We start from the raw sequence: 13,006 nt of genomic DNA, 5'->3' as shown, positions 1-13,006 counted from the left end.
TCGTGGCACGCATCGGTGACGGCGGCGACCTGCTCAAGTGCTCGTTCTGCGGGAAGAGTCAGAAGCAGGTGAAGAAGCTCATCGCGGGACCTGGTGTGTACATCTGCGACGAGTGCATCGACCTCTGCAACGAGATCATCGAGGAGGAGCTCGCCGAGACCTCCGAGGTCCGCTGGGAGGAACTGCCCAAGCCCCGGGAGATCTACGAGTTCCTGGAGAGCTACGTCGTAGGCCAGGAGCCCGCCAAGAAGGCGCTCTCGGTAGCCGTCTACAACCACTACAAGCGGGTCCAGGCGGGTGAGAACGGTGGCGCGCGCGGCGGCGACGACGGCATCGAGCTCGGCAAGTCCAACATCCTGCTGCTCGGCCCCACCGGCTCCGGCAAGACCCTGCTCGCGCAGACGCTCGCCCGGATGCTCAACGTCCCGTTCGCCTTCGCCGACGCGACGGCGCTGACGGAGGCCGGCTATGTCGGCGAGGACGTGGAGAACATCCTCCTCAAGCTGATCCAGGCCGCGGACTTCGACATCAAGAAGGCCGAGACCGGCATCATCTACATCGACGAGATCGACAAGGTCGCCCGGAAGAGCGAAAACCCGTCGATCACCCGTGACGTCTCCGGCGAGGGCGTCCAGCAGGCCCTGCTGAAGATCCTGGAGGGCACCACCGCCTCGGTGCCCCCGCAGGGCGGACGCAAGCACCCGCACCAGGAGTTCATCCAGATCGACACGACGAACGTGCTGTTCATCGTGGGCGGCGCGTTCGCGGGCCTGGAGAAGATCATCGAGGCCAGGTCCGGTGCCAAGGGCATCGGCTTCGGCGCCAACATCCGCTCCAAGCGGGAGATCGAGTCCAAGGACCAGCTCCAGGACGTCATGCCGGAGGACTTGGTGAAGTTCGGGATGATCCCGGAGTTCATCGGCCGGCTGCCCGTCCTGACCTCGGTGCACAACCTGGACCGCGAGGCGCTCCTGCAGATCCTCCTGGAGCCGCGCAACGCACTGGTCAAGCAGTACCAGCGCCTGTTCGAACTGGACGGCGTGGAGCTGGACTTCGACCGCCCGGCGCTGGAGGCCATCGCCGACCAGGCCATCCTGCGCGGCACCGGCGCGCGCGGCCTGCGCGCCATCATGGAAGAGGTCCTGCAGTCGGTGATGTACGAGGTCCCGTCGCGCAAGGACGTGGCGCGGGTCGTCATCACCGAAGAGGTCGTGCACTCGAACGTGAACCCGACGCTGGTGCCGCGCAACCGCGGCGGCGAGTCGGGCGAGCACCACGAGAAGAGCGCGTAGCCGTCCGTTCCCCCCGCACGGACGGCTGACACAAGGGGCCGCCCCGCGACCACCGGTCGCGGGGCGGCCCCTTGTGGCTGCTTCTCCCGGCCGTGGCTACTTCTCGCGGCGGACGGCGTCGCGGATTTCCTGGGTCCACTCGGCCAGTTGCGGGGCCGTCCTGGCCACACCGGTGGTCTGGGTGCGGGCGTCCACCGCCGTGTTGATGACCGCGGTCACCGCGCTGGAGTCTCCCCAGATGCACACGGTGGTCGTGGTCGCGGAGTCGAGGACGTCCGTCTCGACCGAGTACTTCGTCGACTTGCACTTCAGGACCGCGCCGTCGAACCCGCTGGGGGAGTACTCCGTCACCGGAGTGAGCGTTTCCATCTTCCCGCCGCCCTTGGACTGCAACTCCTGCGTCTGCTTCTCCAGGTCGGCGAAGAGCTTGTTCACCGCGCTCTTCGGGTCGGCGACCTTGCCGTAGGTGCCGTTGATGGTCAGTTGCTGCTTCTCGGCGTTCATGTAACTGGCGGAGACGCCCGTGCCCTCGGTGATGCTGAGAGCCTTGGTCTTCGTGTCGTTGGACACGTCCTTCTTCTCGTCCTTGCCCGCGACCTTGCCGAAGTCTGCTCTGCCGGCGTCGTTCCCGGGGAGCTTTTCCGGGAACTCCATCGTGTAAGGCTTCACGTCACCGCCCGGACCGAACGCGAAGTACGCGCCCACGCCGATGCCCGCCACGACCGCCACCGCCAGCACGCTGAGGACGATCTTCGTGCCCTTGCCCTTGCCGCCCTGCGGGCCCTGTCCGTAAGGAGCCTGCTGCCCGTACTGCGGCTGCTGTCCGTACGGCGGCTGAGGCTGCTGCGGGTGCCCGTAGGGCGCCTGGGCCTGCTGCGGATAGCCGTAGGGCTGCTGAGGGGGGACCGGGCCGCCCTGCTGGGGGTAGGCGTACGGGCCGGGCTGCTGGGGCGGCTGGCCGTACGGGCCGGGAGGCGGCTGGTGGAAGCTCATGGAGCGGGTTCCCCTCGTGTACATCCGACGGCGTCCGATGGCGCCGGTAACCGTTGATCGCGTGCGTTGCCGACATCCTGTACGACGCGACGGCCTGCCGGAGCCCCGGGGGCCAAACCGATTCGAGACCGCGACATCCACGCCCGTACACTGAGCGTCGTGACCGCGAACACTCAGCAGAGCCCCCAAAACGGCGGGCCGAACAGCAGCCCCACTGAACTGCCGACCCAGTACGCGCCGGCCGAGGTAGAGGGGCCGCTGTACGAGCGCTGGGTAGAGCGGGGGTACTTCGAGGCGGACGAGAAGAGCGAGAAGCCGCCGTACACGATCGTCATCCCCCCGCCGAACGTCACCGGCTCGCTCCACCTCGGGCACGCCTTCGAGCACACCCTGATCGACGCCCTCACCCGCCGTAAGCGGATGCAGGGCTACGAGACGCTGTGGCAGCCCGGCATGGACCACGCGGGCATCGCCACCCAGAACGTCGTCGAGCGCGAGCTGGCCAAGGAGGGCGCCTCGCGCCACGACCTGGGCCGGGAGGCGTTCGTCGAGCGGGTGTGGCGCTGGAAGGGCGAGTCCGGCGGGCAGATCTCCGGGCAGATGAAGCGCCTGGGCGACGGCGTCGCCTGGTCGCGTGAGCGGTTCACGATGGACGAGGGCCTGTCCAAGGCCGTCCAGACGATCTTCAAGCGGCTCTACGACGACGAGCTGATCTACCGCGCCGAGCGCATCATCAACTGGTGCCCGCGCTGCCTGACCGCCATCTCCGACATCGAGGTGGAGTACCAGGACGACGACGGCGAGCTGGTCTCGATCCGGTACGGCGAGGGCGACGCGAGCATTGTCGTGGCCACCACCCGCGCCGAGACGATGCTCGGCGACACCGCCGTCGCGGTCCACCCCGACGACGAGCGCTACCGCCACCTGGTCGGCACGGAGATCGAGCTGCCGCTCACCGGCCGCCGCATCCCGGTCGTCGCCGACGAGCACGTCGACCCGGAGTTCGGCACCGGCGCGGTCAAGGTCACCCCGGCCCACGACCCGAACGACTTCGAGATCGGCCGCCGGCACGACCTGCCCAACCTGGCGGTGCTGGACGAGCGCGGCGTGATCACCGCGCACGGCCCCTTCGAGGGCCTGGACCGCTTCGAGGCCCGTTCCGCGATCGTCGCCGCGCTGCGCGCCGAGGGCCGCGTCGTGGCCGAGAAGCGCCCGTACACCCACTCGGTCGGCCACTGCTCGCGCTGCAAGACGACCATCGAGCCCCGGCTGTCCATGCAGTGGTGGGTCAAGGTCGGCCCGCTCGCCAAGGCCGCCGGTGACGCGGTCCGCGACGGCAAGGTGGACATCCACCCCAAGGAGATGGAGTCCCGCTACTTCGGCTGGGTCGACAACCTCCACGACTGGTGCATCTCGCGCCAGCTGTGGTGGGGCCACCGCATCCCGGTCTGGTACGGCCCGAACGGCGAGGTCGTCTGCGTCGGACCGGACGACGAGGCCCCCACCGGCGAGGGCTGGACGCAGGACACGGACGTCCTGGACACCTGGTTCTCGTCCGGCCTGTGGCCGTTCTCCACGCTCGGCTGGCCGGAGAAGACCCCGAGCGTCGAGAAGTTCTACCCGAACTCGGTCCTGGTCACCGGCTACGACATCCTCTTCTTCTGGGTCGCCCGGATGATGATGTTCGGCCTGTACGCGATGGACGGCACCCCGCCGTTCAAGACCATCGCCCTGCACGGCATGGTCCGCGACGAGCGCGGCAAGAAGATGTCGAAGTCCTTCGGCAACGCGGTCAACCCGCTGGACTGGATGGACAAGTACGGCTCGGACGCCGTCCGCTTCACCCTGGCCCGCGGCGCCAACCCCGGTACCGACGTGCCGATCGGCGAGGACTGGGTCCAGGGCTCGCGCAACTTCGCCAACAAGATCTGGAACGCCACCCGCTTCGCGCTGATGAACGGCGCGACGGTCGAGGGCGAGCTGCCCCCGGCCGAACAGCTGTCGGCGACCGACCGGTGGATCCTCTCCCGGCTCAACACGGTCGTCGCCGAGGTGGACGCGTACTACGACGACTACCAGTTCGCCAAGCTGTCGGACTCCCTCTTCCACTTCGCCTGGGACGAGGTCTTCGACTGGTACGTCGAGCTGTCCAAGACCACGTTCATGGCGGGCGGCCCGGCCGCCGACGTCTCGCGCCGGGTCCTCGGCGAGGTCCTGGACGTCACGCTGCGCCTGCTGCACCCGGTCGTCCCGTTCGTCACGGAGACCCTGTGGACGACGCTGACCGGCCGCGAGTCCCTGGTGATCGCCGAGTGGCCCGCCGACAGCGGCTTCCGCGACGCGGCCGCCGAGCGGGAGATCGAGACGGTCCAGCAGGTCGTCACCGAGGTCCGCCGCTTCCGGTCCGACCAGGGCCTGCAGCCCGGCCAGAAGGTCCCGGCCCGGCTGGACCTGGCCGGTACACGGCTCGCCGCCCACGAGGCCGCGATGCGCTCGCTGCTGCGCCTCCAGCCCGCGGGCGAGGACTTCACCGCCACCGCCTCCCTGCCGGTCGCGGGCGCGACGGTGACGCTGGACCTGTCGGGCGCCATCGACGTCGAGGCCGAGCGCAAGCGGCTGTCGAAGGACCTGGCCGCCGCCGAGAAGGAGAAGGCGCAGGCCAACGGGAAGCTGGGCAACGAGGCGTTCCTGGGCAAGGCCCCGGAGCACGTCGTTGCCAAGATCCGTACGCGGCTGGAGACGGCCGAGGCCGACATCGTGCGCATCAGCGCGCAGCTGGCGGCCCTGCCCAAGGCGTGACGCCGGGCGCCGGGGCGGTCCCCGGCGCGTAGCTCTCCGCAGGCCCCTCGTCCTTACGGGCGGGGGGCCTGCGCCGTCCGGAGCCGCGCCGGTCGCCGCGTTCCCGCACCGGCCAGAGCAGGACGTACGCCGTCGACACCGCGACGAAGGCCAGGCGGATCAGGCCGCGCGCCGAGTCGTCGGGCACCACGAAGACGCTGCCGTACAGGACCAGCAGTGCCAGCCAGCTCCACCACGGCACCAGCCGGCGCTGCCCGATGACGTCCCACAGCAGCGTGCCGAGCAGCACGGACGCGGTGTAGTACGTGTAGACGCTGGGGTCCAGGACGATGCGCGCGTTGGCGCCGAGCAGGACGACGGCGGCCCAGCGCCCCCGCCACACCGCCAGGCAGCCCAGCAGCAGGCCCAGCGCGAACTGCGCGGGCCGGTCCCAGCCGGGCGTCTCCGGATCGGCCACGCCCAGCCAGCGCAGCGCGGAGGCCGGATGGTTGGGGATGGCGAACTTGGCCGCCGAGAACGAATGGATGTCACCGATGAAGAACGGCAGCCAGGCGACCGCGACCAGACCCGCCAGCCACAGCCCCGCGCGCAGCCACTTCTCCCTCGGGAGCGCGAGCAGCAGCGGTACGAAGGCCAGCGCCGTCGGTTTGGAGTCCATCGCGAGGGCCAGGAAGACACCGGTCAGCGCGGCGTTGCCGCGGGTCACCGCCCGTACGGCCAGGGCGGTGAAGAACAGCGCGAGCACGTCGTCCAGGTGCCCGAAGCGGACCGAGACCTCGATCCACATCGGGATGAACGCCAGGCCGGCTATCAGGACGCGCTGCCGCAGCCGCTGGTGGTTGGTGCCGGTGCCCAGGAAGTGCCAGGCGGCGCTGCGGCCCGCCAGCACCACGATCACCAGGCCGAGCAGCGACATCAGGGCCGCGGCCAGGAACTGCCCGGTGTGCTCGGGGAACGGGTTGAACAGGCCGGCCACCAGGAAGCTGATGGGGCCCATCTGGAGTTCGGGGTGGTGGGCGTAGAGGTTGAGGCCGCCGGTGCCGTCTCCGGAGGAGCCCTGGTAGATCAGCTCGCCGCCGGTGCGCAGGTAGTGCCAGGAGAACCCCCCGTTCGGCTCGACCACGACGAACCACAGCACGGTCCACGCGGAGAGCAGCACCAGGTGCATCCGCTGACTGATTGCCGGCACGCGGCTTCCCTCTTCCGGTCTCTGACGATCGGTCTTTTACGATCTTCGGCTCGGTCAAGGCTCACAGAGCCCGCCGGTGAAGAGGACGGGAGGGGGGTGGTGCGTTGCCCCGGAGCGGCGATCAGAGGCGTGCGTCACGGTGGAGCGGCCCGTACCGCTTTCTCATCGGGCTCTCATCGAGACGGTGGAGCATGGGCCCGCAAACGGGAGCGAAGCGTACGTATCCAGCCGCACGCGCCGTCCACCGACGAGGAGCCGCGCCACCCATGAACAAGCCCCTGCGCCGTGTCTCGGTCTTCTGCATCCTGCTGATACTCGCGCTGCTGGCGTGGGTCACCTGGCTGCAGGGCGCCAAGGCGTCCACCTTCTCGGACGATCCGCACAATCCACGCGTATCCATAGCCAAGTACGCGAACCCGCTGGGCAACATCCTCGTCGACGGGCAGCCGGTCACTGGCTCCGCCGCCACCGACGGCACCCTCAAGAACAAGCGCACGTACAAGAACGGCCCGCTCTACGCCCCCGTCACCGGCTTCACCTCGCAGATCTTCGGCAGCAACCAGCTGGAGAGCCTGTACGGGGACCTCCTCGACGGCTCCGACAGCCGCCTGCAGAACCCGGGCGACGCGCTGACCCGCCAGCGCCCCAAGGGCGGCGACGTCGCCACCACCATCGACTCCAAGGTGCAGCAGGCCGGATACGAGGCGCTCGGCGGCAAGACCGGCGCCGCCGTCGCCCTCGACCCGGCCACCGGCAAGATCCTCGGCATGGTCAGCACCCCGTCCTACGACCCGGGCAAGTTCGCCGGCTCCGGCAGCGGCGACCAGAAGGCGTGGCAGGACCTGTCGGCCGACAAGAACCACCCCGAGATCAACCGGGCGCTGCGCCAGCCGCTGCCGCCCGGCTCCACCTTCAAGCTGGTCGTCGCGGCCGCCGCCCTGGAGAACGGCCTCTACTCGTCCGTCGACGAGGCCACCGACAGCCCCGACCCGTACGTCCTCCCCAACACGCGCACCACGCTGAAGAACGAGAGCGCCTCCGCCCCCTGCAAGAACGCGACCATCCGCACCGCGCTCCAGTACTCCTGCAACACCGTCTTCGCCAAGATGGCCGCCGACCTGGGCCAGGACAAGGTCCGCGCGCAGGCCGAGAAGTTCGGCTTCAACGACGGCAAGCTGGACACGCCTGTCAGGGCCGGCAAGAGCCTCTACCCGAAGGGCATGGACAAGGCGCAGACCGCGCTGTCCGGCATCGGCCAGTTCGACGACACCGCGACGCCGCTCCAGATGGCGATGGTCTCCGCGGCCATCGCCAACGGCGGCGACCTCCAGACGCCGCAGATGGTGGACAAGCTCACCGACGGCGGCGGCAACACGCTCCAGCAGTACGAGCCGGAGAAGTACGGCAAGGCCGTCTCGCAGCGCACCGCCGAGCAGCTCCAGTCGTCCATGCAGACCGTCGTCGACGAGGGCACCGGCTCCAAGGCCAAGATCGACGGCCTGACGGTCGGCGGCAAGACCGGCACCGCCCAGCACGGCGTGGACAACCAGGGCACCCCGTACGCCTGGTTCGTCTCCTACGCCAAGGACGGCGACGGCCACCAGGTGGCCGTCGCGGTCATGGTCGAGGACAGCGACGCGGCCCGCAGCGAGATCTCGGGCGGCGGCCTGGCGGGCCCGGTGGCGAAGGCGATGATGAAGGCGGCGCTGTCGTAGCGGCCCCGGCCGCAGGCCGCCGCCCGCCGGTGTCGGTGGTGGCTCGTAGACTGGGTCCCGTGAGCGACGACCGCCCCCAGAACGACGACCCCGACCCGATCCCCGGCCCGGACGGCCAGGCCGACCCCTTCGAGGAGATGGTGGAGGCCGAGACCGACCGGGACCCCGACCTTGCCGTGATCGAGGCCGGCAGCCGTACCCTGCGCGCGCAGGCGGGCCCGCCTCAGGGGGACGGCATTCCCGCCCGTCCCGCCGACCCCGAGGTGGACCGCGCGCTGCGCGAGGTGGAGGCCGAGCTGGCCGGCCGCTGGGGCGAGACCAAGCTGGACCCGTCGGTGCAGCGCATCGAGGCGCTGATGGACGTGCTGGGCTCGCCGCAGCGCGCCTATCCGTCCATCCACATCACCGGCACCAATGGCAAGACCAGCACCGCCCGCATGATCGAGGCCCTGCTGACCGCGTTCGACCTGCGCACCGGCCGGTACACCAGCCCGCACGTGCAGTCGGTGACCGAGCGGATCAGCCTGGACGGCGCCCCCATCTCGGCCGAGCGCTTCATCGAGACGTACCAGGACATCGCCCCCTACGTGGAGATGGTCGACGCCCGGCAGGAGTACCGCCTGTCGTTCTTCGAGGTGCTGACGGCGATGGCGTACGCGGCCTTCGCGGACGCCCCGGTGGACGTCGCGGTCGTCGAGGTCGGCATGGGCGGCACCTGGGACGCGACGAACGTGATCGACGGGGACGTCGCCGTCGTCACGCCCATCTCGCTGGACCACACCGACCGCCTCGGCGATACGCCCGAGAAGATCGCGGGCGAGAAGTCCGGGATCATCAAGAAGGACGCGACCGTCGTCCTGGCGCAGCAGCCGGTGGACGCGGCGTCGGTGATGCTCAAGCACGCGGTCGAGGTGGACGCCACGGTCGCCCGCGAGGGCATGGAGTTCGGCGTCCTCAGCCGCGAGGTCGCGGTCGGCGGCCAGCTGCTGACGCTGCGCGGCCTGGGCGGCGAGTACGAGGAGATCTTCCTGCCGCTGTACGGCGCCCACCAGGCGCACAACGCCGCGGTGGCACTGGCCGCGGTGGAGGCGTTCTTCGGCATCGGCTCCGAGCACGCCCGCACCCTGGACATCGACACCATCCGCTCCGCCTTCGCCTCGGTGGCCTCCCCCGGCCGCCTGGAGGTCGTACGGAGCAGCCCGACCGTCATCCTGGACGCGGCGCACAACCCGGCGGGCGCGCGGGCCGCGGCCGAGGCGGTCACCGAGGCGTTCGGTTTCAGCCGACTCGTCGGCGTGGTCGGCGCGAGCGCGGACAAGGACGTGCGGGGGGTGCTCGAAGCCTTCGAGCCGATCTTCGCCGAGGTCGTGGTGAGCCGTAACTCCAGCCACCGCGCCATGGACCCGGACGAGCTGGCGGCCGTCGCGGTGGAGGTCTTCGGCGCCGAGCGCGTACAGGTCGAGCCCCGGCTCGACGACGCGCTGGAGGCGGCGATCACCCTCGCCGAGGAGGAGGGCGAGTACTCCGGAGCGGGCGTGCTGGTCACCGGCTCCGTGATCACGGTCGGCGAGGCCCGGCTGCTCCTGGGAAGGAACTGACCATGCGCACGCTGTGTGCGAGCACGCTGATCGGCGAGTTCTTCGTGATCGGTTTCGCGGGACTGGTCGCGATGCAGACCTCGGGGCACTCCACGGCCACGGTCTGGACGGTCAGCGGCGTCGCCATGCTGCTGTGTGTCCTGCTGTGCGGTGTGCTCACCCGCCCCGGCGGTGTGCAGCTCGGCTGGGTCCTACAGGCCGCGCTGATCGCCAGCGGCTTCGTGGTGACGACGATGTTCTTCCTCGGCGCGGTCTTCGCCGCCCTGTGGTGGGCCTCGGTGCACTTCGGCCGCAAGATCGACGAGGCGAAGGCCCGCTGGGCGGCGCAGGCCGAGGAGGGCCCGCGGCCGGGCGTGGCGTAGAGACCGGAACGAACCGGGCCGGGTGCGGACGCACCCGGCCCGGACGTCTTTTCCGGGCAGCTGCGCACGCGCGTGCGGAATCCGCCCGCACCCGTTCACCCGTCCGGCCGCACCACCCGTCCGGATCAGGTGATTCGCCCCCGGTACCGCGTACAGCCCAACGCCGTCACCCATGTAGCCTCAGGGCACCTGCCGATGTCGTCCGTATCGCAAGGAGCCCCTCCGTGAGCCAGCGCACGCTCGTCCTTCTCAAGCCCGACGCGGTCCGCCGCGGCCTGGTCGGTGAGATTCTCGGCCGTATCGAGAAGAAGGCGGGCTGGACGATCAGCGCGCTGGAGCTGCGTACGCTGGACCGCGCGATCCTGGAGCAGCACTACGCCGAGCACGTCGGCCGGGACTTCTACGAGCCGTTGGTGCAGTTCATGTCGTCGGGCCCGGTGGTCAGCCTGGTCGTCGAGGGCGAGCGGGTGATCGAGGGCGTACGGGCGCTGGCCGGCCCGACCGACCCGATCAAGGCGCCCGCCGGTTCGATCCGCGGGGACTTCGGGACCATCACCCGGGAGAACCTCGTCCACGCCTCGGACTCCGAGGAGTCCGCCGAACGGGAGATCAAGATTTTCTTCCCGGGTCTGGGCTGACCCCCGGTCCGCCCCGACCCTCGATGACCTGGGGCGACCGCGAAACCGCCGGTCGCCCCGCGGCATACGCTCTCCGAACGGGGGAACGCATCAGCGCGACACGACGTCACCATTAAGGGGGGCGGGTACGTGTTCCGCTGACAATGGCGAAGGAACCCCGCACCGCGTTCGAGCGGTGGGGACTTCGTGACTACGATGGAGCTTCCGCGCCCCGGCGCACCACACCTGCCGACCTCAAGTAAGCATTCGCTCCAGTTGGGAAGGCCAGACGTATCCTCATGGGGAACAACATGTCGTTCATCGGCCGTGACATGGCTGTCGACCTCGGGACCGCCAACACGCTGGTGTACGTCAGGGGTCGTGGGATCGTCCTCAACGAGCCGTCGGTCGTGGCCATCAACACCAACACCGGCGGCATCCTCGCCGTGGGCGCCGAGGCGAAGAAGATGATCGGCCGCACTCCCGGCAACATCGTCGCGGTGCGTCCCTTGAAGGACGGCGTGATCGCCGACTTCGAGATCACCGAGCGGATGCTCCGCTACTTCATCCTCAAGATCCACAAGCGTCGCTATCTCGCCCGTCCGCGCGTCGTCGTCTGTGTCCCCTCCGGTATCACCGGGGTCGAGCGCCGCGCGGTCATCGAGGCGTCCACCCAGGCCGGCGCCCGCCAGGTGCACATCATCGAAGAGCCGATGGCCGCCGCGATCGGCTCCGGGCTCCCGGTCCACGAGGCCACCGGCAACATGGTCGTGGACATCGGCGGCGGCACCACCGAGGTCGCCGTGATCTCGCTCGGCGGCATCGTCACGGCCCAGTCGATCCGGGTGGCCGGCGACGAGCTGGACAACGCGATCATCCAGCACATCAAGAAGGAGTACAGCCTCCTGCTGGGCGAGCGCACCGCCGAGAGCATCAAGATCACCATCGGTTCGGCGTACGACCTCGAACAGGACGAGCACACCGAGATCCGCGGCCGGGACCTGGTCTCGGGACTGCCCAAGACCGTCGTCATCTCGGCGGCCGAAGTGCGCAAGGCCATCGAGGAACCGGTCAACTCCATTGTCGACGCGGTCAAGACGACGCTCGACAAGTGCCCGCCGGAGCTCTCCGGCGACGTGATGGACCGCGGCATCGTGCTCACCGGCGGCGGCGCCCTGCTCCGCGGACTCGACGAGCGCCTGCGCCGCGAGACCGGCATGCCGATCCACATCGCCGAGGACCCGCTCGACTCCGTGGCCCTCGGCAGCGGCAAGTGCGTCGAGGAGTTCGAGGCGCTCCAGCAGGTCCTGGACTCCCAGCCGCGCCGCTGAGGAACCCGACATTCCGCCGTACGGGCGGCTGATCGTCCGTACGGCGGATCGTTGATATACAGGCACCACGCCCCAACAGGCGAGCACTGCGTATAAAGGCACAACGCACTCCCCAGCGCGACCGGCGCGGGCCCGCAGCCGGCCGGTCCTACGAGGAAGGACACGGCCGCCGCACGTGAGGGACACACGAGAGAGCCGGCTGCTACTGGTGCTGCTGGTCGCGATCGCGTTCGCGCTGATCACGGTGGACATCCGCGGCGGCGAACGGTCCCCGCTCGCCGGTGCCCGGCAGGCCGCCGCCGCGGTCTTCGGGCCGGTCGAGAGCGGCATCGCCACGGTCGTCGACCCGGTGGGCAACGCCGTCGGCGCGGTACGGGACTCCGGCGAGCGGCACACCCGTATCAGCGCCCTGGAGCGGGAGAACGCCGCCCTCAAGGCCAAGCTGGGCTCCTCCGACCGCAACCGCAACCGTGCCGCCGAGCTGGACAAGATGCTCAAGACCGCCGGCACCGGCCAGTACGGCATCAAGGGCGCCCAGGTCATCGCCATCGGCGCCGCGCAGGGCTTCTCCTGGACCGTCACCATCGACGCCGGCTCCCAGGACGGCATCGCCCGCGACATGACGGTCCTCAACGGGGACGGCCTGGTCGGCCGGGTCACCACCGTCGGCAACACCACCGCCACCGTCCTGCTCGCCAACGACCCGGACTTCACCGTCGGCACCCGCATGGAGAAGACCAACGAGATCGGCTTCGCCACCGGCCAGGGCGGCGACTCGCTGCGGGTGCAGCTCCTCAACGGCAAGGCCGAGGTGAAGAACGGCGACCGCCTCGTCACCTTCGGCTCCAGCGCCGACAAGCCGTTCGTGCCCGGCGTCCCGGTCGGACGGGTCGTCAAGGTCGATCCGTCCAACGGCGACCTGACCCGGTCCCTCCAGGTACGCCCGTTCGTCGGCTTCTCCCAGCTGGACGTCGTCGGCGTCGTGGTGCAGGCGCCCCGCGAGGACCCGCGCGACACGGTCCTGCCGGCCAAGCCCGCCAAGCCCAAGCCGACGCCGACGGTCACCGTCACGGCCACCCCCACCGCGAGCGCCTCCCCCAGGAGCTGACC

10 protein-coding genes are annotated in these 13,006 nt (G+C 69.9%); 8 read left to right on the top strand and 2 right to left on the bottom strand.

The genetic code is table 11. From position 1 onward, the window contains the following. Positions 1–2: 2 nt before the first annotated feature. The gene (gene clpX, locus ACH4K4_RS09165) at positions 3–1,292 is read left to right on the top strand and encodes an ATP-dependent Clp protease ATP-binding subunit ClpX (protein ID WP_030020546.1); all 1,290 of its coding nucleotides are present in this window, start codon (positions 3–5) and stop codon (positions 1,290–1,292) included. Between the two features lie 96 nt (positions 1,293–1,388). Here clpX and ACH4K4_RS09160 read toward each other — a convergent pair whose 3' ends face one another. Beyond that, positions 1,389–2,285 (bottom strand): hypothetical protein, encoded by an 897-nt coding sequence (locus ACH4K4_RS09160; protein WP_398165907.1) that lies wholly within the window; start codon positions 2,283–2,285, stop codon positions 1,389–1,391. A gap of 159 nt (positions 2,286–2,444) precedes the next feature. On the opposite strand from ACH4K4_RS09160, the gene ACH4K4_RS09155 reads away from it, so the two are divergent. Then, the gene (locus tag ACH4K4_RS09155) at positions 2,445–5,084 is read left to right on the top strand and encodes a valine--tRNA ligase (protein WP_398165906.1); all 2,640 of its coding nucleotides are present in this window, start codon (positions 2,445–2,447) and stop codon (positions 5,082–5,084) included. On the opposite strand, the gene ACH4K4_RS09150 is transcribed toward ACH4K4_RS09155, so the two are convergent. Beyond that, the gene (locus ACH4K4_RS09150; RefSeq protein ID WP_398166305.1) at positions 5,050–6,252 is read right to left on the bottom strand and encodes a hypothetical protein; all 1,203 of its coding nucleotides are present in this window, start codon (positions 6,250–6,252) and stop codon (positions 5,050–5,052) included. The two genes, ACH4K4_RS09155 and ACH4K4_RS09150, sit on opposite strands and share 35 nt — an antisense overlap. 287 nt (positions 6,253–6,539) lie before the next feature. Here ACH4K4_RS09150 and ACH4K4_RS09145 point away from each other — a divergent pair, with 287 nt between their 5' ends. The 6 genes from ACH4K4_RS09145 to mreC all read left to right on the top strand — a co-directional run bounded on the left by ACH4K4_RS09145 (position 6,540) and on the right by mreC (position 13,004). Next, complete coding sequence (locus ACH4K4_RS09145) at positions 6,540–7,988, top strand: peptidoglycan D,D-transpeptidase FtsI family protein (RefSeq protein ID WP_398165904.1); 1,449 nt, start codon at positions 6,540–6,542, stop codon at positions 7,986–7,988. Positions 7,989–8,047: 59 nt separating this feature from the next. Next, positions 8,048–9,586: a bifunctional folylpolyglutamate synthase/dihydrofolate synthase gene (locus ACH4K4_RS09140; RefSeq protein WP_398165902.1), complete on the top strand. Its 1,539-nt coding sequence runs from the start codon at positions 8,048–8,050 to the stop codon at positions 9,584–9,586. A 2-nt stretch (positions 9,587–9,588) separates the two neighbouring features. Then, entirely contained in the window at positions 9,589–9,948 is a 360-nt protein-coding gene (locus ACH4K4_RS09135) for a DUF4233 domain-containing protein (RefSeq protein ID WP_398165901.1), read from the top strand. A gap of 224 nt (positions 9,949–10,172) precedes the next feature. Next, complete coding sequence (ndk, locus tag ACH4K4_RS09130; RefSeq protein WP_398165899.1) at positions 10,173–10,586, top strand: nucleoside-diphosphate kinase; 414 nt, start codon at positions 10,173–10,175, stop codon at positions 10,584–10,586. 290 nt (positions 10,587–10,876) lie between these two features. After that, a complete protein-coding gene (locus ACH4K4_RS09125; protein ID WP_003985182.1) occupies positions 10,877–11,896 on the top strand; it encodes a rod shape-determining protein in 1,020 nt (339 codons plus the stop codon). 175 nt (positions 11,897–12,071) lie between these two features. Further along, complete coding sequence (gene mreC / locus ACH4K4_RS09120; RefSeq protein WP_398165898.1) at positions 12,072–13,004, top strand: rod shape-determining protein MreC; 933 nt, start codon at positions 12,072–12,074, stop codon at positions 13,002–13,004. The last annotated feature ends 2 nt before the right edge of the window (positions 13,005–13,006 follow it).

This window comes from Streptomyces sp. NPDC017529 (genome assembly GCF_044329785.1).
Lineage (GTDB): Bacteria > Actinomycetota > Actinomycetes > Streptomycetales > Streptomycetaceae > Streptomyces.
Note: the sequence above shows the minus strand (reverse complement) of the source record. Positions and strands in the feature narration are given on the sequence as shown.

Excerpts from the sequence above, each read along its gene's own strand:
- ACH4K4_RS09145 (WP_398165904.1), top strand. The coding sequence starts at position 6,540 with ATGAACAAGCCCCTGCGCCGTGTCTCGGTCTTCTGCATCCTGCTGATA.
- ACH4K4_RS09150 (WP_398166305.1), bottom strand. The coding sequence starts at position 6,252 with ATGCACCTGGTGCTGCTCTCCGCGTGGACCGTGCTGTGGTTCGTCGTG.
- ACH4K4_RS09135 (WP_398165901.1), top strand. The coding sequence starts at position 9,589 with ATGCGCACGCTGTGTGCGAGCACGCTGATCGGCGAGTTCTTCGTGATC.
- ACH4K4_RS09125 (WP_003985182.1), top strand. The coding sequence starts at position 10,877 with ATGTCGTTCATCGGCCGTGACATGGCTGTCGACCTCGGGACCGCCAAC.
- ACH4K4_RS09160 (WP_398165907.1), bottom strand. The coding sequence starts at position 2,285 with ATGAGCTTCCACCAGCCGCCTCCCGGCCCGTACGGCCAGCCGCCCCAG.